This window comes from Phytohabitans kaempferiae (genome assembly GCF_042433955.1).
Classification (GTDB): Bacteria; Actinomycetota; Actinomycetes; order Mycobacteriales; family Micromonosporaceae; genus Phytohabitans; species Phytohabitans kaempferiae.
Window position 1 is genome coordinate 298,398 of sequence record NZ_JBHLUH010000039.1, and the last position, 21,795, is coordinate 320,192.

Here is a 21,795-nt window from a genome sequence, read left to right on the forward strand (position 1 = left end):
CTCACTTCCTGTTCTGGTTGTACTGGGTCTGCGCGTCGTTGAGAGTGGCCGGGATGGCGGCGCCGTTGAAGATGATGTTCTGGGCGGCCTTGACGAGGTTGGTGCTCAGCTCGCTGTAGTCGGCGGGGAAGCGGGACACCTTGCCGTCCGTGGCGAGGTAGTCGCGCCACTGGAGCAGCTCGGCCGCGTTCTCCGCCTTGCTGACCGCGTCGCTGTCGTAGACGCTCTTGAGGACCGGCAGCACGCCGGCGGCCGCGAACTTCGCCTGCGACTCGGCGCTCAGGTAGTACCGCATGAACGCCCACACCTGCTCGGGGTGCCCGGTGTTGGCGCCCATGGCGAGGGTCTGGCCGGCGACGGCGGTCGGCATGTTCTTGCCGGCGGCGATGCCCGGCACCGGCAGCGTGACGAGGTTGTCGCCGACGCCCTCGGCGGCGCGGGTCGTGGCGACCCGGTAGCTGCCCTCGATCGCCATCGCGACCGTGCCGGCCTTGACGCCGTTGACGACCTCGTCGGCGCCCATGGTGAGCACCTCGCGGCCCATCGCCCCGGCGTCGGCGGCCTTCTTGATCAGGGCCATCGCCTGCTCACCGGCCTGGCTGGCGAACGTCGCCTTGCCGTCGGCACCGATGATCTCGCCGCCGTACGCGGCCGTGAACGGGTCGAACTTCTCCATGAAGTCGGCGCCGAGCGACTGCTCCGACAGGCCGACCGCGAAGCCGGTGACCTTGCCGCCGGACGCCTTGCGGATCGCGGCGCCGGTGGCGATCGCCTCCTCCACCGTGGTCGGCGGCTTGACCTTGTACGCGTCGAGGATGTCCTTGCGGTACCAGAGCAGCCAGACCCGCGACTCCCACGGCAGGGCCATCAGCTTGCCGTCGACCTTGGCGCTGTCGATCGGGAAGAGGTAGTCGGAGCCGGCCTGGCTCAGCCACTCGGCGGCGTACTCGTCGATCTCCTGGACGCTGCCGCCCTCGACGTGCTGGGCGAGCTGCGGTGTGTAGATGTTGACGATGTCGGGGCCGCCGCCGGTGTTCGCGGCCCGGATGACCTCGCCGTCGATCTTGGCGTAGTTCATGCTGGTGACGGTGACCTTGGCGGCGCTCTGGCTGGCGTTGAAGCCGTCGACGATCTCCTTGAGCGCCTTGCCGCGCGGGTCGGTGCCGGCCGGGTCGAGGAAGGTCCACATGCTCAGCTCCGCGACGCCGTCGCCGGCGCCGGCTCCAGAGCCGCACGCGGTGAGCGAGCCGCCGGTGGCGGCGCCGACCGCGGCGAGGGCGCCCAGTTTCAGCAGGCGGCGCCGGTCCAGGTTCGTGGCCATGGGCTTATCTCCAAAGTAGACGGAACGTCAGCCCTTGCTGGCACCGGCGGAGAGGCCGGCGACCAGGCGACGTTCGAAGAGGACGAAGGCGATGATCATCGGCAGCAGGGTGACCATGACCGCGGCGGTCAGCTGGCCCCACACCGTTCCGTACTGGGTGAGGTACGTGTAGAGACCGACCGAGATGAGGCGCAGGTCCGCGTCGCTGACGAAGGTGCTGGCGATGAGGTAGTCGTTCCAGACGTAGACGAACGTGATGATCGAGGCCGCTCCGATGCCCGGTTTGGCCAGCGGCAGGATGAGGCGTACGAACGCGCCGAACGAGCTGGTGCCGTCGACCCGCCCGGCCTCCTCGATGTCCGCCGGGATGGACTCGAAGAAGCCGCGCAGGATCCAGATGATCGTCGGTACCTGCCAGGCGGCGTAGATGACGATCATGACGAAGAACGTGTCGTAGACGCCCAGCTTGACCGCGAGGTAGTAGAGCGGGACGAGGACCGCGATGCCCGGCACCATCGAGGTCATCAGGATGAAGAAGAGCAGGCCGGCCTTGCCGCGGAAGCGGTAGCGGGCCGCCGAGTACGCCGCCGGCACCGCGATGAGCAGGGTGACGACGACCGTGATCACACTGACGATGACGCTGTTGAGCAGGTTGCGCGGGATCTGCGAGTCGAAGAGCACCGCGCTGTAGTTCTCGAAGGTGATCTGCTCCGGGATCCACCGCACCGGCGTGACCAGCACGGTCGACTCCGGCTTGAGCGACGTGGACAGCCCCCACAGCAGTGGGAAGACCGCGAAGGCGGCGGCTGCCACCAGCCCGGCGTAGATGCCGACCTGGCGTAGCTTGGGCGGGCGCTTGACCTGGGCAGCCTCAGTTGTCATTGCTCCCCCTCAGGACCCGGATGTAGGCGACGCCGAAGATGATGTTGAAGACGAAGAGCACCACCGAGTACGCGGCGCCGACGCCGATCTTGAAGAACTGGAACGACTGCAGGAACGCGTTGAGGCTGAGCACCTGCGTGCCGGAGAAGGGGCCGCCGCCGGTGAGCGTGTAGACCAGCGTGACCATGTTGAAGTAGAGCAGCGTCAGCATGATCACCAAGATCAGCAGCGTCGACCTGATCGTCGGCACCACGATCCGGAAGAACGACTGCGTGGGGGAGCAGCCGTCGACCCGGGACGCCTCGATCGTCTCCTGCGGCACGGTCTGCAACGCGGCCAGGCAGAGGATCGTCGCCAGCGGGTAGCTGATCCAGACGTTGACGAGGATCAGCGCCGCCATCGAGCCGATCGGGTCGGCCAGCGGCTCGTGCCCGCCGAAGAGGCTGTTGAGCGGGCCGTACTGGCCGTTGAGCAGCCACTTCCACAGCAGCGCCGCGACGGTCTGCGAGACGACCCAGGGCAGCAGGATCACCACGCGGAACGCCCGGACGTAGCGAACCTGCTTGTTCAGCAGCACGGCGAGCGACAGCCCGAGCGGGACGGCGACGACCAGGGAGATGACCACGTACGCGAAGGTGCGGGCGATGTCCGCCCAGCCGTCCGGCCCCAGCACCGCGGCGAAGTTCTCCCAGCCGATGAACTCCACCGTGCGCATGCCGCGCGTGCGGTAGAGGCTCAGCTGCACCGCCCACGCGATCGGGACCACCGAGACGAGCGCGACGAGCACCAGGGCGGGCACGTACAGCCCGAGCGGGCCGAGCCGGCGCCGCCGTCTCTGAGGCCGCTCGGGAGTCTGCGGCGCCTCCCGCTTCACCGGCGGCGGCGCCACGGCGGTCGGGGTCATCGGGCGCCTTCCAGGTCGTCCACGTCGATGTCGAGCAGGCGGCACACCGCGCGCAGCTCCTCTGTCCAGTCGCCGGGGATGGCGTGTACGTGGTTGGCGCCGAAGCGGTCGAGGAAGACCTCAGCGGGCGCGTCGAAGCGGGTGAAGGCGTGCGGCCACTCGTACGTCGAGGCGCGGGCCAGCCGCTGGTGGGTCTCGTCGCCCAGGTCGACGAAGCGGCCGCGGGTCAGCTGGAGGCGGTACCGGTGGTTGAGCCGGCTGAGCCGCGCGAAGGTGGCCTCACCGGGCGCCGCGATGTGGTGCACGGACGCGCCGCCGGCCGGGAAGAAGAACACCTCGGGGAAGAGGTGGGTCCGGGCCAGGTTCTCGGCCGGGTCGTCGCTGCGGGCCGCGTACCAGGTGGCGTGCTGCCCGGAGTTGGCCAGGTCCCACACGTCCAGGTCGCCGTGGTAGTGCCGGACGTCGGCGAAGAGCACCGGCAGCCCGGAGAGCAGCTTCATGATCTGCATGGTCAGCGCGCCGTCCATGTCGGACTCGGTGCTGCACACGAAGGTGTCCTTGGGGCCGTCCCAGTCGTACGGGTCGTTGAGGAACGCCTCGGTGACGTCCATGGTCGCGAAGTGGTTGGTGAGCTCCGGCTGCCCCTTGATGCCGGCGAAGTCGAGGCGCCACTCGTCGACGAGCTCGCGGACCGCGTAGTACGAGCGGATCTGCCGGCCCAGCGTCTCGGGGGTGAGCTTGTCGCCGTCGTAGTGGACGCCCGCCGCGTGCTTCTCCAGCCACGAGCGGGCGGCGGCGACCTTGGCCTCGTCGACGAGTTCGGCGCGCCGGACGATCTCCCACTGGTCGATCTCCTCGACGTCCACGCCGAACTGGTCGATCCACACCTCGGGGGAGCTGGCCGCGGTGTACATGCCCATGGGCCGCCCGCCGATCCGGCCGAAGGTGCTGCCGCGCAGCCCGCTGACGGCGGCCGAGGCGGTCACGACCGAGTTGAGCCGCCGGCGTACGGCCGGGTCGGCGGCGTCCCCGGTGATCCTGGTGTGCTGGCGGCCGATCTGGTCGAGGGCGCCGCCGGCGGCGAGCAGGCCGACCATGCCGGGCTGGACCGGGTCGATGGTGGACGCGAGCAGCAGCGGGCCCGTGGTGGCGGTCGCGGCGAGCATCGTGAAGTGGGGGAACGCCCACACCGGGTAGTGGAAGACGGTCAGGTCGGCGCCGGTCGCCGCGGCCCGTCGCGCCTCCGTGACAGCGATCTCGTTGCTGGTGATCGGCTGCGTGCCGGAGACGACGGTGTGGCCGGCCTCCTCGAACGCCCGCCGCAGCAGGTCCTCCTTCTGCCGACAGAAGGCGTCGATGTCCGCGGCGACGAAATCGCGCCCGTCGGAGAACGTCAACAGGGAGATCGTGGCCATATGGTGTACCTCCTGGCGCCGCTGCGGGGGTATGATTCGCTGAAATCGATTTCAAAGTCGGTTTCGCCGATGTTAACTCCTGGTGCGGCGGATCTGTCAACCCCTCGAGTTCGGGAGCGCCTCGTTGGCCAACATCTACGACGTCGCGAAGGCAGCCGGTGTGTCCCCGGCGACCGTGTCGCGGGTGCTCAATGGTGCCCGGGTCAGCCCCGACCGTGCCGCTCGCGTCCGCGCCGCCTGTGCTGAGCTGGGGTTTCGGCCCAACCGGGTAGCCCGTGGCCTGCGCCGGCAGAGCAGCGACGTGCTTGGGTTGATCATCGCCGACATCGAAAACCCGTTCTTCACCGCGCTCGCCCGTGGCGTCGAGGACGTGGCGCGCACCGCCGCGCTGTCGGTGGTGCTGTGCAATGCCGACGACGACCCGGAGAAGGAGGCGGCCTACCTCGACGTGGCTCTGGCCGAGCACATGGCGGGCGTCATCATCTCTCCTGCCTCCGTGACCGAAACCGATATCACCCAGGTACTCGCCAAGGGTATCCCGGTGGTGGCCATCGACCACTCGCCCGAGTCGGCGCAGGTAGACACCGTCGCCTCGGACGAGGAGCGCGGGGCGTACGCGGCGACCTGCCACCTGATCGAGGAGGGCTACCGCCGCATCGCCTGCATCACCGGCCCGCGCGAGTCGTGGGCGGCGGTGCAGCGGCTGCGCGGCTTCCTGCGGGCCCACCGGGAGTGCGACCCGCCGCGCGCTCGCCCCGCGGTGAAGTACTCCGACTTCCGCGTCCGAGGCGGCTACCGGGCGATGGCGGAGCTGCTCGACTCGGCGCAGCCGCCAGACGCGGTGATGGTGACAAACAACCTGATGGCGGCGGGCGCGCTCGAGGCCATGTACGACCGCGACCTGCGCCCGCCGGCGATCGGCGTGGCGGCCTTCGGCGACGCCTTCTGGTCGCACCTCGTGCGGCCGGCGCTGACCAGCGTGCACCAGCCGGCGTACGAGATCGGCCGCGCCGCCGCCGAGCTCGTGCTCAGGCGCCGCACCAGCCCCGACCTCGACCCGCAGACCGTGGTGCTGCCGACCAGCCTGGAGATCCGAGACAGCTCGCGCCGCCCGTCCTGAGCCGCCTCGTCAGCGCCGGTCGAGCCGAGATCCAGGCGGCGGGCGCGCAGGTCACTTACCGGTGTGAGCGGGCCACGGGGTCCCTATGGAGCCTGTTGCAAAATTGCCCGATCACAGTGAGTGTCGAGAAGAACACGGCTGTATCGGTCGCTGGCCGTCGAACGGCGGCCAGCGAGGGTCTCAGTTCGCGCGAATCTGACGATTCTGCAACAGGCTCTATGGGGTCAAGAAATCGCCACGGACGCACAGCGGGCTGGGCCATCAGGCGGTGCGTACGCGGGCGGACCCGATGTCCACGCCGCTGGCACGCAGGACCGCCTTCAGCCGGTCCGGCGCCGCCGCCGTCCGCTCGCGAAGCCGGTCCAGCTCCGCCACCAGGCGCTCCACGGCCGCCGCGTCCCGACCCCGCGCGGCGGCGAAGAGGTCGGCCATCAGCCTCGGGCGCACCGAGGCGTTGCCGGAGACGATCGCCGTGCCGCCCGCCTCCGCGAACGGGACCGCCAGCGCGTCGTTGCCGCTCATCACGGTGATCTTGCCCAGTAGCTCCAGGTAGGGCTCCACCTCGGCGAACGTGCCGACACTGAGCTTGACGCCGGCGAGGTTGGGCATGTCCAGCAACGCCCGGAACGTCGCCGGCGCGATCCGGTTGCCGGACGCGTCCGGGTAGTTGTAGACGTGGAACGGCAGCGCCGGCACCGCGCCGGCCACGTGGCGGAAGTAGGCGTCGACGGCCGCCTGGCCCACCGGATGGAAGTACGGCGTGATGGCGGTGAGCGCGTCGGCGCCCGCCTCGGCGGCCCGCGTCGCGAGGCGGCACGCCTCCGCGGGGGCGGCGTGGCCGACGTGGGCGATCACCGGTGCCCGGCCACCGGCCGCGGCGGCGAAGGCGCCGATCGCCTCGATCCGCTCGTCGCTGGTCATGGTCACGAACTCGCCCGTGGTGCCGCCCACCATGATCCCGCCCACCGGAGCCTCCAGCAGGAAGTCGACGTAGCCAGGGATCCGGCGGACGTCGAGCGCGCCGGCGTCGTCGAAGGGGGTCAGGGCGGCGACCACGACGCCGTCGATCATCTTTCGTCTCCTTGCTGATGAAATCGGTTTCATGCGATGGTAGACCGAAGGCGCCCGAGGGCGTCAACTGCGGCCGAGACCGAGCGAGCGGAGCGGCGATGAGCGCACTCTTCCTGGGCATCGACGTCGGTACGTCGAGTACGAAGGGCGTCCTCGTGCGTGCGGACGGCGAGATCGTGGCCACCGCGACCAGGGCACACGAGCTGGACCTGCCACGACCGGGCTGGGCCGAGCACGACGCCGACCAGATCTGGTGGAACGACTTCAGCGCGATCGCCCGCACGCTCACCGCCCGCACCGCCGAGCCGGTCACCGCCGTGGGGGTCAGCGGCATCGGGCCGGTCCTGCTGCCCACCGACGGGCGCGACCGGCCGCTGCGCCCGGCGATCCTCTACGGCATCGACACGCGAGCCGGCCAGGAGATCGCCGAGCTCGACGCCGAGCTCGGCGCGGACGCCATCGCCGAGCGCGCCGGCGCCCCGCTGACCTCGCAGGCCGTCGGCCCCAAGCTGCGCTGGCTGCGCCGCCACGAGCCGGAGACCTGGCGCCGCACGCGGCGCGTCCACATGGCCAACTCCTACCTCGTGTCCCGACTGACCGGCGCGTACGTGCTCGACCACCACTCGGCCAGCCAGGCCGTGCCGCTCTACGACAGCCGAAAGCAGGACTGGGCGGATGGCTGGGCCACCGCCATCGCCGAGCACATCGAGCTGCCCCGCCTCGCCTGGCCGGCCGAGACCGCCGGCCTGGTGACGGCCGCGGCGGCCGCGGAGACCGGCATCCCGGCGGGTACCCCGGTCACCGCCGGCACGATCGACGCGTGGACGGAGGCCCTCAGTGTCGGCGTGCGGCGCCCCGGCGACGTCATGCTGATGTACGGCACGACGATGTTCATCATCGCGACCCTCGACACGCGCCGGGTCAGCCCCCCGCTGTGGGGTACGGTCGGCACCTTCCCCGGCACCTTCAGCCTGGCGGCCGGCATGGCCACGTCCGGCGCGGTCGCCGACTGGGTACGCCGGCTGACCGGAGAGCCCGACTTCGACGGGCTCGCCGCCGCCGCCCGGCTCTCCCCGCCCGGCGCCAACGGGCTGCTCATGCTGCCGTACTTCGCCGGCGAGCGGAGCCCGCTCTACGACCCGGACGCCCGCGGCCTCCTGGCCGGGCTGACCCTGCGGCACAGCCGCGGCGACATCTACCGGGCCGCGCTGGAGGCGACGGCCTACGGCGTGCGCCACAACCTCGAGTCCTTCACCGAGGCGGGCGCCCCACCGCGACGCCTGGTCGCGGTCGGCGGCGGCACGACGGGAGGACTCTGGACGCAGATCGTCTCGGACGTGCTCCAGCAGCCCCAGTCGCTCTGCGCCTCCTCGGTCGGCGCGTCCCTGGGCGCCGCGTACCTGGCCGCCCTGACCGCCGGCGCGGACGTGGACATCGACGACTGGAACCCGGTCGTCGATGCGTGCGAGCCGGACCCGGCGCTCGCCGCCACCTACGACGAGGGCTACGCCCTGTACCGCCGCCTCTACCACGACACCGCCGACGTCGCCCACGCCCTCGCCGCCCGGCAGGTCTGAGCCTCTCCGACCCCGGGACGCGCGGGCCTCCCGGTGCCGGGTAGCGCGGGGCGCGCTAGCGGTGGGATGGGAGGAGCAGCGCGCCCAGGCCGGCGACGAGCGCGGCGCAGGCCATGAAGGCGAAGCCGAGCATGTACCCCTGCTCGGTCGGGTAGCCCGACGGCAGCAGGTCGGCGGTCACGATGGTCACCGAGACGGCCGCGCCGATGGCACCGCCGAGGATGCGGATGTTGGCGTTCATGCCGATGGCGGTGCCGGTCTGTTCGGCCGGCACCGCGTCCACGATCGCGTTGGCGAGGTTGGCGAAGACGAGGCCGGTACCGACGCCGGACCCGCAGCTGGCGAGGATGACCTCCCACATCGCCTCGTGTACGAAGGTCGTCATCGCCAGCGCGCCGGCGGTGGCCACCGAGCCGAGCAGGATGGTCAGCCGTACGCCCATCCACTCGGCCAGCCGGGCGGCGCAGAGTCCACACAGGAACGAGGCGACCGACGAGGGCAGCATCATGTGGCCGGCGGTGGTGATGGAGGCGCCGAAGCCGTAGCCGTTGTCGCTCGGCGTCTGGTTGAACTGGGGCAGGAAGGCGAAGGAGCCGTACATCGCGACGCCGGTCATCAGCGCCACCAGGTTCGCCGACCACACGCCCCGCCGCGCGATCAGCCGCAGGTCGACGAGGGGCGTCCTGACCTTCGACTCCGCGTACAGCCAGGCGGCGGCCAGGAGCGCGGAGGCCCCGAAGACGCGGGTCTTCCCGAACGCGTCCCCGACGCGCCCGCCGATCGGTGTGGCGACGGAGGCGGCCAGCAGGAACGCCGTGAGTACCCAGGACGCCGTCGCCTGGTCGGTGCCGAACCGCCGCTGGATCTCCGGGAGGGCGGGGACCGTCATGGCCTGGAGCAGCGGCTGCGAGACGACACCGAAGGCGAGGACGACGTAGATCAGCCGGTAGCGGCGCCCGGCCGGAGCCGCGTCCGTGCCGGGGGGCAAGTCAGTCGTGCGTGGGGAAGGCCAGCGCCACACCGCTCGACGGCGACCGTGCCGGGTCGACCCACCGGCTGGTGACGACCTTGCCTCTGGTGAAGAAGTGGACCCCCTCGACACCGTGCGCGTGGCTGTCGCCGAAGAGCGACGCCTTCCAACCGCCGAACGAGTAGTACGCCATCGGCACCGGAATCGGCACGTTGACACCGATCATTCCAACGTGGACGTCGTGCTCGAACTCGCGGGCGACGCCGCCGTCGCGGGTGAACACGGCGACGCCGTTGCCGTACGGGTTGGCGTTCACGAGGTCCAGCGCCTGCTGGTACGTGTCCACGCGGACCACGCTCAGGACCGGGCCGAAGATCTCCTCGGTGTAGACGCTCATGTCCGGCGTGACGTTGTCGAACAGGGTGGGGCCGAGCCAGAAACCATCCGGTCGGTCGGCGACGTCGACAGCCCGGCCGTCGACGACGAGGGAGGCTCCGGCGGCCACGCCAGCGTCCACAAAGGACGCTACCCGGTCGCGGTGTGCCTTGGTGACCAGCGGACCCATGTCGCAGCCCAGAGTGCCGTCGCCGACGCGCAGCTTCGCCATGCGCGCGCTGATCCGGTCGATCACGTCGTCGGCGATCGGGCCGACGGTGACCAGCACGCTGACCGCCATGCACCGCTCGCCGGCCGACCCGAACCCCGCGTTGACGGCGGCGTCGGCCACCACGTCGAGGTCGGCGTCGGGCAGGACCACCATGTGGTTCTTCGCGCCGCCCAGCGCCTGTACGCGCTTGCCGTTCGCGGTCGCGCGCTCGTAGACGTACCGCGCGATCGGGGTCGAGCCGACGAAGCTGACCGCCGCGACGTCGGGGGAGTCGAGCAGCGCGTCGACGGCGACCTTGTCGCCCTGGAGGACGTTGAAGACACCGTCCGGCAGGCCCGCCTCCTTCCAGAGCTCGGCGACCCAGATGAGGGCGGAGGGGTCCTTCTCACTGGGCTTGACGACGACGGTGTTTCCCGCCGCGATCGCGATGGGGTAAAACCACATCGGCACCATGGCCGGGAAGTTGAAAGGGCTGATGATGCCCACGACCCCGAGCGGCTGGCGCTTGGAGTGCACGTTGACCCCGGTCGAGACGCCCTCGGAGAAGGAACCCTTGAGCAAATGGGGCATGCCACACGCGAACTCGACGACCTCCAGCCCTCGGGTCACCTCGCCGGCGGCGTCGTCGAGCACCTTGCCGTGCTCGGCCGTGATGATTGCGGCCAGTTCCTGCTTGCGCGCGTTGAGCAGCTCCCGAAACCGGAAGAGGATTCGCGTCCTCGTGCTGAGCGAGCTGCGTCCCCAGGACCGGGCGGCCCGAGCCGCCGCGGCGATGACGTGCCGGGCGTCGGCCTCGTCCGCGAAGCAAACCGACGATGTCACCTTTCCGGTGGCGGGATTGGTCACTTCTCCACGCCGGGCGGACGTGCCGGTGTATTTCGCGTTGTCCACCCAGTGTTCGACGAGCGCCTCAGTCATGCGCACATCGTTCGGCACGCGGGACCGGCGGGACAATGGACACAGTGTCAGAGCGGGCGCGGAGATCGCGGACAGCCTGTCAACGGTTGGCGAACGTCAGGTACAGCAGCACCAGGTTGAGCGATATCACACAGGCCGCGACGGCCGCCGCCGCGGTGGTGGTGAGCGGATGGTTGGCGTGACTGCCCATCACGGCGCGCCGGCTCGTGAGAATCACCAGTGGGATCAGCGCGAACGGGATGCCCATGGAGAGCACGACCTGTGATACGACGAGGACGGCGCTGGGCTCGGCGCCGAGCGCCAGCACCACGATGGCGGGTAGCACCGTGAGCGTGCGCCGCAGCGGCAGGGGAATCCGCCGGCGCAGCAGACCCCGCATCACCTCCGCGCCGGCCGCGCTGCCCACCGCGGTGGAGGCGAGGCCCGAGCCGAGCAGTGAGACCGCGAAGAGCAGCGCGACACCGGCGCCGACCTCGGAGGAGAGCAGGGCGTGCACGCCGTGCAGCGTGTCCGTGCCGGGCAGGCCGTGCAGGCTCGACGCCGCCACGACCAGCAGGGAGAGGTTGAGCAGCCCGGCGACCAGCAGCGCGGAGACGACGTCCGTCCTGGTCGCGGCGAGCACGCGCCGGACGTCGAGTCCGGCACGCGTGCCGTACCGCCCGGCGGTCAGGCCGGAGTGCAGGTAGATGACGTGCGGCATCACCGTGGCGCCGATGATGCCCGAGGCGAGCAGCACGCTGTCGGCGCCGGCGAAGGAGGGCACCAGCCCGCCGGCGATGGCCGCGCCGGGCGGGTCGACCACGAGCCCGGCGGTGAAGCCGACCGCGATCAGCGCGAGAAAGCCCATGATGACGCGTTCGAGGGCGTGCTGGCCGCGCGTGTCACCGATCCGGAGGATGAGCAGCGAGACCGCCGCCGTGCACAGCGCCCCCACGACGAGGGGGAGGTCGAAGAGGAGTGCCAGCGCGATGGCACCGCCGATCACCTCGGCCATGTCGGTCGCGATCGCGATCGCCTCGGCCTGTAGCCAGTACGCGATGCGGGCCTTGTCCGACAGCCGCGTGCCGAGCTGGCTGGCGAGTGAGCGGTCGGTGACGATGCCGAGCTTCGCGGCGAGGTACTGGACGAGCACGGCCATGACGTTGGCCAGCACGACGACCCAGACGAGCGTGTACCCGTACCTGGCTCCCGCGGTGACGTTCGTGGCGACGTTTCCCGGATCGACGTACGCGACGGCGGCGATGAACGCCGGACCGAGCAACGTCGTTCCGCGCGTGGGCTTGGCTCTCAGCACGCGGCACTCACGCTCCGCTCCCGTGCCAGGCGGAGCAGGAATTTGCTCCGAATGCGTCGGAAGTCTAGGGCCCGCCGTGCGCCGATGCTAGCGTGATCGCATGCGTACAGCCGTCGTCCGCGTTGTCGTCGATCGAGACGGGCGCCTTTCCCCGGGGGAGTACGAAGCGGGCGTGCGCCGGCTGCGCGAGCGCGGCGCGGAGGTCGTGGCGTCGCCGGCCGAGCGCCTGCCCGACCGGGGCCGGGAGATCGAGCTGATCGTGCCGGGCCTCGATCCGGCCGACGTAGACAAGCACGTGACCGCCTGCGCCGAGGCGTTCGGCACCTCGGCCACGCCCGGGGTCGTCACGTACATCAGCCGGGGGACCGACGACGACGCCCACGGTGTGCTCGCCGCGTTCAGGGTCGCCGGGGAGGTGGAGCGCACGGTCGAGGGCGACGACGAGGTCGTCACCGTCACCTTGGACGCGGCCGCCATGCGGAGAGTGCCGGAGAGCCGGCTGCACACGGCCCTCGAAGCGGCCCTCAACTGCGAGGTGCGGATAGTCCGCGAAGCGCCGTCAGCGGGGTGACAGGACGCCGCGCAGCAGTGCCTCCCGCAGAAACCCGTGGGCGCGCGCCTCGCTCGTCCGCGCGTGCTCGTGGTACGGCGCCCAGAGCAGCGACCGGAAGTGCAGCGCGGTCTCGACGGGGTCGGCGACCCGCCGCAACTGCCCCGAGCCGAAGCCCCGCCGCATGATCTTGCGCAGCTCCGCGAAGCGCTGCTCGGTCGCGATGTAGTAGTCGTGCAGCGGGCCGGTCGTGGTCTCGCGCCGGCTCCAGCCGTAGCGCACGATCCGGCCCTCCTCGGGGTAGCGGCGGTTCATGTACACGAAGACCCGCGCGACGGCGTCCAGCGACTCGGGCGCCGACGAGCCCTCGGCCACGATCGCCCGGAACGCCTGCTCGAACAGGGCCCCGTAGCTGCCGAGGATCTCCGTGAGCAGCGCCTCCTTCGACTCGATCCGGCGGTAGAGCGTGCCCATCCGCACGCCGGCCGCGTTGGCCACGTCGCGGATCGTCGTGGCCTCGTAGCCGCGCCGCGCGAACTCCGCCCGGGCGGCCGCGATGATCGCCTCCCGGTCGCCGGAGGGGACGGCACGGCCGCTCCGGCGCGACCCGGCGACGGCGTCGGTGGCCGCCTTGAGCGCCGCCGAACGGTCCAGCCGCTGGTCGTCGGGACAGTCGAGGGCCAGCCCATTGAGCAGGACGTCGCAGATGTGGTTTGCCAGCGTCCGCGGGTTGGTCACGCTGGGGTAGTACGAGGAGGCGTAGAAGGACAGGTGCTGGAAGGCGAAGCGGAGCAGCCCCAGGTCGACCGAGGGGGCGGCGCCGGCCGTGGCGAGGGAGCCAACCGCCTGGCGCCATGCCCGCTCCAGGGCCGGCGACTGGAGGCGCATGGCCTCCCGGAACCGGTCGGTCGAGACGGTCGGCGGGGCCTCGTGCGCGCGGAGGTGGACGGCCGCGGCGTGCCGGAAGCTGAGCGTGACGACATCGGCCGTCAGGCGCCGGACCGAGGTCTCGGCGTCGGTCTCGGGCCGGTGGGCCGCGGCGGCGCTGAGCTCGTCGAGCGCGTGGCCCAACGACGTCAGGAGATCTACCGCTATGTCTTCTTTTGACCGGAAGTGGTGGTACAAGCTGCCCGGAAGCACTCCCACCGCGTCGGCGATGTCGTTCATCGTCGTCGCGGTATAGCCCGCCGCCTCGAACAGGCGCGCCGCCGTCTGCCGCACGGCATCGGCCCGGCTGCCGCCGAGTGCGACCTCCGAGGCCCGGGAGAGGGAAGCTGTCATGCGGTCCAGTATGCCGGGGCCGGGGCCGTATCGCGTGCCACCACCCGGAGCGTCGTTCAGGATCAAATATTCGCTCCGGACTCTCCCCGCCGGAGCCGCTGCGTGTAATACTCCCGTCTTACGTGGGTCACTTGATCGAAATACCTGCGACCGGCACGAACTCGCCGCGACGGAGGAAACCAGAGTGGGCGAACAAGCGAACCTCACCGCTGAGATGTCCCGGCCGCGTCTTCGAGCAGTCCGAGACACGCCCGCGACCGCCGCGGAGTTGGGCAGCCTCAGCACCTTCACGATCGAAGACTTCCTGGCCATGCCCGTCACCCAGCAGGGAGCGCCGGTCGTCGTCGCGGGCAAGCAGCACCTGGACCGGCGGATCCGCTGGCTGCACGTCATCGAGCTCGTGGACACGCAGGGACTGCTCCAGGGCGGAGAGCTGATACTCGCCACGGGCATCGCCTTCCCGCAGGCGCCGGAGGAGATCGCGCAGTACGTCGACGCGCTGGCCGACCAGGGCGTCGCCGGCTTCGCGATCGAGCTCGGCCGCCGGTTCGCCACGGTGCCGTCGGCCATGGTCCGGGCCTGCAACCGCCGGCACGTCCCGCTCATCGCCTTCCACCGGGAGGTCCCGTTCGTCAAGGTGACCGAGGCGGCCCACTCGATCATCCTCATGGGCCAGCGCCGGCTGCTCCAGGTCACGGCGGCCGCGCACGAGCGCTTCACCGAGCTGACCTCCGCCGAGGCCCCGATGGAGGACCTGGTCACGGCGGCCGCCGAGCTCGCCGGCGGACAGGTCGTCTTCGCCAACCTCATGCACCAGGTACTTGCGCTGCACGCGCCGGACGGCGCGACCGAGGAGCTGCTCAACAGGTGGAACCGCAAGGCGTTCACCTTGACGAAGCCGTTCGGCACGCAGGTCGACGACGCCGACCACACGGTGGTGACCCCCGTCGAGGTCCGCGGGCGGCAACGCGGCCGGCTCGTGCTCTTCGCCACCGGACCGCCCGACCGGGCGCAGGTGACCGTCATCGAGCGGGCGGCCGCCGCGCTCGGGATGCGGCTGCTGCTGGAGGATGACGACGTCGTCGTCGCGAACGCCCACCGTACCGTGCTGGAGAACATCATCTCCGGCCGCTGCGGCAGCCTGGAGGCGATGCACGCGCGGGCCGCCGCACTGGGCCGGCCGACCCGCCGGCGCCACTACCTGCCGGTGGTCGTGCTCTCCGGCGGGCGCGACCTGCGTTGGGTAGTCAACCGGGCGTTGGACGACGCGCGCCTGGAGGGCCTGGCGGCACAGATCGGGCCGGGCCGCTGGGGAGCGCTGCTGCTGCTCCCGACCGTCCAGTTCGAACAGGCGGTGGAGACGTTCGCGGCGTGCGTCCTGCAACTGTGCCGGGGCGTGGGGATCGAACGCCCCGTGGTGGCACGCGGTGGCCTGGTCTCGGCGCTGGCCGACGTGCGCCACTCGTTCGCCGAGGCGGTCGACGTCGCGCTCGCGTCGCGCGCGGCCGGAAGCCCTCGCAACCGCAAGGACATCTACTCCATCGAGGACGTCAAGCTGCGCGGGCTGCTCTACACGCTGCGCGACGACTCCCGGCTCCAGGCGTTCGTGGAACGGATGCTCGGCCCCCTGCTGCTGCGGGACACTTTGGACGGTGGAGACTGGGTACGCACGCTCGGCGTCTACCTCCGCTTCCAGGGCAACAAGTCACTCACCGCGCAGGAGCTGGGCGTCTCACGGCCGACGCTCTACGAGCGCCTCGCGCGGATCCAGCGGCTCCTCCGGGTCGATCTCGACGATCCAGAGTGGAGCACCTCCCTCTACGCCGCGATCATGGTCGTCGAGGCGACCGCGGCGGATTCGCCCTCCTTCCCCCAGACGCAGGCTGAGCAGCCGAAACTCGTGAGCCAGCGCGGCGCCGGGGATCTTTGACAAGTCGTCAGGAAGCCGTCGAGCCGCTTTGACAGTGTGCGACTGGCTACCCTGACCGCTCTTACCGATGCTGTTCGACAGGCGCCTTTGTGGCAGCCGTCAACGAGCATCGACGCGGGGTTGGCACGAGACCCCGGAGGATACCGACCAAATGGTCGGTTTCACACGAGATCAACCCCAAAGGCAGGCGGCGAGCGGATACCGCGGCCGCCGCTGCGGCGACCACGCGTCGCGACAACGACGGGAGCAGGCAAGCATGAAGGGTTGGCGGAAAGCGACACGGTCGATGGCCGTGCTGCTCGCGGTGACCGTGGCCGCGACAGGCTGCGGCTCCGGGGACGACGACGGTACGGAGTCAGGCGAGCCGAAGCGCGGTGGCCGCCTGTCGTACGCGATCAACGTCGAGACCTCCTCGCTGGACCCCGCGTTCTGCGGTGTGCAGTCGTTCGACCGCTGCGCGCCGATCTTCGGCACGCTGCTGCGGTACGACCTGGAGAAGAAGGAGTTCGTCGGCCAGATGGCCGAGTCCTTCGAGAGCACGGACGGCAAGACCTGGACGCTGAAGCTGCGTCCCAACGTCACCTTCAGCGACGGTACCCCGTTCGACGCCGAGGCCGTGGTGTTCAACTGGGACCGCATCAAGGACCCCAAGACGCTGTCGCCGTCGTTGCGGATCGCCCAGGACATGACCTGGGCGGTCACCGACCCGCAGACGGTGACCGTGACCCTGGAGAAGGCCAACTACCAGTTGCCCTGGGCGCTCGTGCGGGGCCTCAGCGCGATCGGCTCGCCGGCGGGCATCCAGAAGGCCGGTGCCAACGTGAGCAACTCGCCGGTGGGCGCCGGACCGTTCGTGTTGAAGAAGTGGACCCGCAACTCCCAACTGGAGCTGGAGCGCAACCCGAACTACTTCGAGACCGGCCTGCCGTACCTCGACGAGCTGGTCATCAAAGTGATCGGCCCGGACGACCAGCGCCTCAACGCGCTGCGCAGCGGTGAGATCGACGTCAACTGGTCGCTGCTGACCAAGGACGCCCGGACGATCGAGGCCGAGGGCGGCTACGAGATCTACCGCGTGCCGCTGGTGGGCGGCACCGGCCTCCAGTTCAACCTGAACGACCCGGTCGTGCGGGACGAGGGACTGCGCAAGGCGATGCTCATGGCGTTCGACAGCGCGCAGATCAACAACGCGGTCTACCCCGGCGACGAGCCGGTCGACGCGTTCCTGCGGCCGGACGCGCCGGAGCGGGACGACGCGCTCGGCAAGTTTCCGGACAAGAACCTCGCCGAGGCGCAGCGGCTCTTCGACGACTACCTCGCCCGGACCGGCAAGTCGAGTGAGACGGTCACGTTCACCTGCTACGCCGGCTTGCCGGCACTGGAGCAGGTGGCCCAGCTCATCCAGTCCCAGATGCAGCAGATCAAGGGCCTGACCTTCAAGATCGACGCGGTCGACGGGGCGTCGCTCTCGGTGGCCTCCAACAAGCGGGAGTTCCAGACCATCATGGGCGCCACGCTCTCCCAGGAGATGGACCGGCTCTACGAGGTGTTCCACTCCGAGGGCTCGCTCAACGTGATGAGCTACTCCAACCCCACGGTGGACGAGGCACTGGAGCTGACCCGCTCCTCCGACGACAAGGACGCGGTCACGAAGGCATACCAGACCGTCGTCGGCGAGCTGTCCAAGGACGGGCCGCTGCGCACCTGGCGGTACCAGACCGGCCACCTGTACGTGAACGAGGACGTCAAGGGAATCGTCGTCGCCGGCACGAACTCCGGTGCCAGCGCCTACTTCCAGTACGCCTGGATGGACTGACGCGACGTGACGGGCGGGCACGGTTGCCGATCGCATCCGTGCCCGCCGACCAAGCACGACGGACACGACGCCGAGTGAACGGATGGTCCCACGTGAACGTACGCGCCCTGAGCCGGCACGCAAGCTCGGTGGCCAGGTTCTTCATCCTGCTGTTCCTGGTCACGGTGGCGGTCTTTCTCCTGCTCGAACTGATCCCGGGCAGCCCGGTCGACGCGATCCTCCCGCCGGACGCGACCCCGGAGCAGGTCGCCGCCGCCCGCGCCCAGTACGGGCTCGACCAACCGATCTGGGAACGCTACCTGTCCTGGATCGGCGGCGTCCTCCAGGGCGACTTCGGCCGCTCCTACCAGACCGGGCTCAGCGTCGCGGAGACGATCGCCGAACGCGCGCCGGTCTCCCTCGAACTGGCCTTCCTCTCCATCCTGGTGGCGCTCGCCATCTCCATCCCGGTGGGCGTCTGGTCGGCGTACCGGCCGGGCGGGCTGCTGGACCGGGTCTCCACCTTCACCATCTCCGCGACGCTGGCCACGCCCGCGTTCGTCCTGGGCATCCTGCTGGTCTACCTCTTCGGGGTACAGCTCGGCATACTCCCGATCCTCGGCTGGACGCCGTTTTCCGAGGATCCCGTCGAGCACATCCAGCGGCTCATCCTCCCCGTCCTCACCCTCGCGGCCGGCGAATGCGTCCTGTTCACCCGGCTCCTCAAGGGCGACATGATGGCGACCCTCCAGCAGGACCACGTGCTGTCGGCCCGCGCCCGCGGGCTGCCGACCTGGCGGATCCTGCTGCGGCACGCGCTGCGCCAGTCGTCCTTCTCGCTGGTGACCGTCTCCGGCGTGGTGATCGGGCGGCTGATCGGCGGCACGGTGCTGGTGGAGGCGATCTTCTCGCTGCCCGGCATGGGGACGATGGTCATCACCGCCATCCACTCCCGTGACTACATCGTCGTGCAGGCGATGGTGCTCCTCACCGCGGTGGTCTACCTGCTCATCAACACCGCCGTGGACGTGACGTATCCGTTGCTCGACCCCCGGGTGAGGAAGGTGAGGACCTCGTGACCGAGATCGTCCAGCAGCGTACGAGCCCCGACACGCCCCTGGCACCGGCGCTGGCCGGCGCGACGGAGGTCGGGCCGGTACGGCGACGCCGCCGGCGGCGGGACATCGGAGCCGCGTTCGGCGTGATCTGGATCGGGCTGGTGGTGCTGGCCGCCATCACCGCGGACTGGCTGCCGCTGCGCGACCCCAACGAGGTGACCGACGCGTTCAGCGCGCCACCGAGCGGGGAGTACCTGCTCGGTACCGACGCGATCGGCCGCGACGTGCTGTCCCGCATCGTGCACGGCGCCCGCATCTCGATGGCGGTCGCGATCGGCGCGACGAGCATCGCGCTGGTCATCGGCGTCTCGCTCGGCATGGTGGCCGGCTACTTCCGGGGCGCCGTCGACTCGATCATCAGCATGTTCGTGAACTTCATGCTCGCGTTCCCGCCCCTGATCTTCCTGATCGCGCTGGTCACCGCGCTCCAGCCCGGCCTGGTGACGCTCGTGGTGGCGCTCGCGCTGCTCGGCGTACCCAACTTCGCCAGGGTCGCCCGCGCCAACACCATCGCCTTCGCCGACCGGGAGTTCGTCACGGCGGCCAAGGCGCTGGGCGCGGGACCGCTGCGCATCCTGACCCGCGAGCTGCTGGTCAACGTGATCCTGCCGGTGATGTCGCTGGCCCTCGTCGTGATGGCCACGCTGGTGGTGGCCGAGGGCAGCCTCAGCTTCCTCGGTGTCGGCATCCCGCCGCCGGCCCCGAGCTGGGGCGGCATGCTCGCCGCCGGTCGCGAGTCGCTGAGCGAGCATCCGCTCCTCGTGCTGATCCCGGCGCTCTTCTTCTTCCTCACGGTTTTCGCATTCAACCGGCTCGGCGACTGGGCGCGGGGCCGCGTCGGGAGGGAGTCCTCGATATGAGCACCGATGCGCGACCGAAGGTGGGCGACGCGGCCACCACCACGGAGCCGAGGCCGGCCGGAAACCTCCTGGAGGTGGAGAGCCTGCGGGTCTGGTTCGACACCCCGAGGGGGTTGGTACGCGCGGTCGACGGTGTCGACCTGACCCTGCGCCGGGGCGAGACGCTCGGCATCGTCGGCGAGTCCGGGTCGGGCAAGTCGGTGCTGTCCCGGGCGATCATGAAGATCCTGGCGCCGAACGCCCACGTCCTGCCGGGCAGCCACATCCGGCTCAACGACGTCGACCTGGCCACGGTCAACCCCAAGCAGAACCGGCACCTGTGGGGGGTCGACCTGTCGATGGTCTTCCAGGACCCGATGACCTCGCTCACGCCGGTGCTGCCGGTGGGCAAGCAGCTGACCGAGACGCTGCGCTACCACCTGAAGCTCGACAAGGGCGCGGCGTACACCGAGGCGGTACGCCTGCTCCGGCTCGTCGGCATCGCCGAACCGGAGAAGCGGTTCCACCAGTACCCGCACAACCTGTCGGGCGGGATGCGGCAGCGCGTCACGATCGCCCTGGCCATCTCCTGCTCGCCCAAGCTGCTGATCGCCGACGAGCCGACGACCGCGCTCGACGTGACCGTCCAGCACCAGATCCTCAACCTGCTGGCGGACCTACAGGAGAAGTCGCACATGTCGATGATCCTGATCACGCACGACCTCGGTGTCGTGGCCGGCCGCACCGACGCCATCGCGGTGATGTACGCCGGCCGCGTGGTGGAGACCGCGCCCACGCCCCGGCTCTTCGCCAACATGCGGCATCCGTACACGCGGGCGCTGATCGACGCGATCCCCAAGGTGAGCCTGCCCAGCCACACCAGGCTCGCCTCCATCCCGGGCCGGCCGCCGGTGGTGATCGACCCGCCGCCCGGCTGCGGCTTCGCCCCGCGCTGCCCCTCGGCGCAGCAGCGGTGCCTGGAGCAGACACCGGTGCTCGAACCGGACCCCGACGCGCCGGTCCACTCGACGGCCTGCTTCTTCCCGCTGGGCACGCCGGAGGGGCGGGCGGCGCGGGAACGCAACATCGCCGCGGGCGTCACCGCGGCGGGTACACCGGTCGCTTCGGAGGTGGTGGTCTGATGGCGGGCAGCGGAACGGCGCACCTGCGCGACCAGGAGGACGTGGTCCTCTCCGTCCGCAACCTGATCGTCGAGTACGCGGGCCGGCGCGGCGAGCGGGTCTTCGCGGTGTCGGATGTCAGCTTCGACGCCCGGCGCGGCGAGACGATCGGCCTCGTGGGCGAGTCCGGCTGCGGCAAGTCCAGCGTGGCCCGGGCCATCATGCAGCTTCCCGCGCCCACCTCCGGCTCGATCCGGCTCGACGGCGTCGAGGTCGCCGGGCTCACCGGCTCGGCCCTGCGGCGGCAGCGGCGCAAGCTACAGATGATCTTCCAGGACCCGATCTCGTCGCTGAACCCGCTGCGCAAGGTAAAGGACATCATCGGCGAGGGCCTGCGGATCCACGGTGGACTGAGCCGGGTCGACATCGAGTCGCGTACGCAGGCGATGATCGAGCGGGTCGGGCTCGACCCGGCCACGGCCGCCGAACGCCGGCCGCACGAGTTCTCCGGCGGCCAGTGCCAGCGCATCTCGATCGCCCGGGCCATGGTGCTCGACCCGGAGGTGCTCATCTGCGACGAGCCGGTCTCCGCGCTGGACGTCTCGGTGCAGGCGCAGATCATGAACCTGCTGGAGGAGATGAAGGAGCGGTACCAGCTGACGATGCTCTTCATCGCCCACGACCTCGCCGTGGTGAAGAACCTGAGCGACCGCATCGTGGTGATGTACCTCGGCAAGGTGTGCGAGGTCGGTACGTCGGACGACCTGTTCGCGTCGCCGGCACATCCGTACACGCGCGCGCTCGCGCAGTCGATCCCGGAACCGGATCCGGAGGCGCCGATCCAGGAGGCGGCCCTCTCCGGAGACCTTCCGTCGCCGCTGAACCCGCCGACCGGCTGCCGCTTCCGTACCCGGTGCCCGTTGGCGCAGGAGGTCTGCGAGGCCGAGGAACCTCAGGTACGGGAGGTGCGGCCGGGCCGGTTCGCGGCCTGCCACTTCCCGCTCGACGCGTCGGCGGGCGTGCCGCACCTGGCCGAGCACGCGGTGGCCTGAGCGGCTGGCGGAACAAAGATTTGCCCGATC

18 protein-coding genes are annotated in these 21,795 nt (G+C 70.4%); 9 read left to right on the forward strand and 9 right to left on the reverse strand.

Annotation, left to right across the window (positions count from 1 at the left end):
• Nucleotide 1: 1 nt before the first annotated feature.
• The 4 genes from ACFFIA_RS19865 to ACFFIA_RS19880 are packed head-to-tail and all read right to left on the reverse strand — an operon-like array spanning nt 2 to nt 4,522.
• Complete coding sequence (locus tag ACFFIA_RS19865; RefSeq protein ID WP_377252995.1) at nt 2-1,321, reverse strand: ABC transporter substrate-binding protein; 1,320 nt, start codon at nt 1,319-1,321, stop codon at nt 2-4.
• Nucleotides 1,322-1,348: 27 nt separating this feature from the next.
• Nucleotides 1,349-2,203, reverse strand: a complete 855-nt coding sequence (locus ACFFIA_RS19870; protein WP_377252996.1) for a carbohydrate ABC transporter permease — start codon at nt 2,201-2,203, stop codon at nt 1,349-1,351.
• Nucleotides 2,193-3,107 (reverse strand): carbohydrate ABC transporter permease, encoded by a 915-nt coding sequence (locus ACFFIA_RS19875; RefSeq protein ID WP_377252997.1) that lies wholly within the window; start codon nt 3,105-3,107, stop codon nt 2,193-2,195. The genes ACFFIA_RS19870 and ACFFIA_RS19875 overlap by 11 nt, the downstream gene beginning before the upstream one ends.
• On the reverse strand, nt 3,104-4,522 hold the full coding sequence (locus ACFFIA_RS19880) for an L-fucose/L-arabinose isomerase family protein (RefSeq protein ID WP_377252998.1): 1,419 nt from the start codon (nt 4,520-4,522) through the stop codon (nt 3,104-3,106). The genes ACFFIA_RS19875 and ACFFIA_RS19880 overlap by 4 nt, the downstream gene beginning before the upstream one ends.
• Nucleotides 4,523-4,646: 124 nt before the next feature.
• Here ACFFIA_RS19880 and ACFFIA_RS19885 point away from each other — a divergent pair, with 124 nt between their 5' ends.
• Nucleotides 4,647-5,642, forward strand: coding sequence for a LacI family DNA-binding transcriptional regulator (locus tag ACFFIA_RS19885; RefSeq protein WP_377252999.1), 996 nt, complete (start codon nt 4,647-4,649; stop codon nt 5,640-5,642).
• A gap of 261 nt (nt 5,643-5,903) precedes the next feature.
• Here the strand turns inward: ACFFIA_RS19885 and ACFFIA_RS19890 are convergent, their stop codons facing one another.
• Entirely contained in the window at nt 5,904-6,713 is an 810-nt protein-coding gene (locus tag ACFFIA_RS19890) for a dihydrodipicolinate synthase family protein (protein ID WP_377253000.1), read from the reverse strand.
• 98 nt (nt 6,714-6,811) lie between these two features.
• Here ACFFIA_RS19890 and ACFFIA_RS19895 point away from each other — a divergent pair, with 98 nt between their 5' ends.
• Nucleotides 6,812-8,290, forward strand: coding sequence for an FGGY-family carbohydrate kinase (locus ACFFIA_RS19895; RefSeq protein WP_377253001.1), 1,479 nt, complete (start codon nt 6,812-6,814; stop codon nt 8,288-8,290).
• A gap of 55 nt (nt 8,291-8,345) precedes the next feature.
• On the opposite strand, the gene ACFFIA_RS19900 is transcribed toward ACFFIA_RS19895, so the two are convergent.
• The 3 genes from ACFFIA_RS19900 to ACFFIA_RS19910 all read right to left on the reverse strand — a co-directional run bounded on the left by ACFFIA_RS19900 (nt 8,346) and on the right by ACFFIA_RS19910 (nt 12,079).
• Nucleotides 8,346-9,278 (reverse strand): MFS transporter, encoded by a 933-nt coding sequence (locus ACFFIA_RS19900; RefSeq protein WP_377253002.1) that lies wholly within the window; start codon nt 9,276-9,278, stop codon nt 8,346-8,348.
• A 1-nt stretch (nt 9,279) separates the two neighbouring features.
• Nucleotides 9,280-10,785 (reverse strand): CoA-acylating methylmalonate-semialdehyde dehydrogenase, encoded by a 1,506-nt coding sequence (locus ACFFIA_RS19905; RefSeq protein ID WP_377253003.1) that lies wholly within the window; start codon nt 10,783-10,785, stop codon nt 9,280-9,282.
• A 79-nt stretch (nt 10,786-10,864) separates the two neighbouring features.
• Nucleotides 10,865-12,079: an Nramp family divalent metal transporter gene (locus ACFFIA_RS19910; RefSeq protein WP_377253004.1), complete on the reverse strand. Its 1,215-nt coding sequence runs from the start codon at nt 12,077-12,079 to the stop codon at nt 10,865-10,867.
• A gap of 100 nt (nt 12,080-12,179) precedes the next feature.
• Here ACFFIA_RS19910 and ACFFIA_RS19915 point away from each other — a divergent pair, with 100 nt between their 5' ends.
• A complete protein-coding gene (locus tag ACFFIA_RS19915) occupies nt 12,180-12,650 on the forward strand; it encodes a hypothetical protein (RefSeq protein WP_377253005.1) in 471 nt (156 codons plus the stop codon).
• Here ACFFIA_RS19915 and ACFFIA_RS19920 read toward each other — a convergent pair.
• Nucleotides 12,639-13,910 carry a TetR/AcrR family transcriptional regulator gene (locus ACFFIA_RS19920; protein ID WP_377253006.1) on the reverse strand — a complete coding sequence of 424 codons (1,272 nt, stop codon included), beginning with the start codon at nt 13,908-13,910 and terminating at the stop codon, nt 12,639-12,641. The genes ACFFIA_RS19915 and ACFFIA_RS19920 overlap by 12 nt on opposite strands.
• 184 nt (nt 13,911-14,094) lie before the next feature.
• On the opposite strand from ACFFIA_RS19920, the gene ACFFIA_RS19925 reads away from it, so the two are divergent.
• The 6 genes from ACFFIA_RS19925 (at nt 14,095) to ACFFIA_RS19950 (ending at nt 21,765) form a co-directional block, all read left to right on the forward strand.
• Nucleotides 14,095-15,840, forward strand: coding sequence for a PucR family transcriptional regulator (locus ACFFIA_RS19925; protein WP_377253007.1), 1,746 nt, complete (start codon nt 14,095-14,097; stop codon nt 15,838-15,840).
• 256 nt (nt 15,841-16,096) lie between these two features.
• Nucleotides 16,097-17,656: an ABC transporter substrate-binding protein gene (locus tag ACFFIA_RS19930; RefSeq protein WP_377253008.1), complete on the forward strand. Its 1,560-nt coding sequence runs from the start codon at nt 16,097-16,099 to the stop codon at nt 17,654-17,656.
• Nucleotides 17,657-17,748: 92 nt separating this feature from the next.
• Complete coding sequence (locus tag ACFFIA_RS19935) at nt 17,749-18,714, forward strand: ABC transporter permease (RefSeq protein WP_377253009.1); 966 nt, start codon at nt 17,749-17,751, stop codon at nt 18,712-18,714.
• Nucleotides 18,711-19,613: an ABC transporter permease gene (locus tag ACFFIA_RS19940; RefSeq protein WP_377253010.1), complete on the forward strand. Its 903-nt coding sequence runs from the start codon at nt 18,711-18,713 to the stop codon at nt 19,611-19,613. The genes ACFFIA_RS19935 and ACFFIA_RS19940 overlap by 4 nt, the downstream gene beginning before the upstream one ends.
• On the forward strand, nt 19,610-20,734 hold the full coding sequence (locus ACFFIA_RS19945) for an ABC transporter ATP-binding protein (RefSeq protein ID WP_377253011.1): 1,125 nt from the start codon (nt 19,610-19,612) through the stop codon (nt 20,732-20,734). Before ACFFIA_RS19940 ends, ACFFIA_RS19945 begins: the two co-directional genes overlap by 4 nt.
• Nucleotides 20,734-21,765 (forward strand): ABC transporter ATP-binding protein, encoded by a 1,032-nt coding sequence (locus ACFFIA_RS19950; protein WP_377253012.1) that lies wholly within the window; start codon nt 20,734-20,736, stop codon nt 21,763-21,765. The genes ACFFIA_RS19945 and ACFFIA_RS19950 overlap by 1 nt, the downstream gene beginning before the upstream one ends.
• Nucleotides 21,766-21,795: the final 30 nt, after the last annotated feature.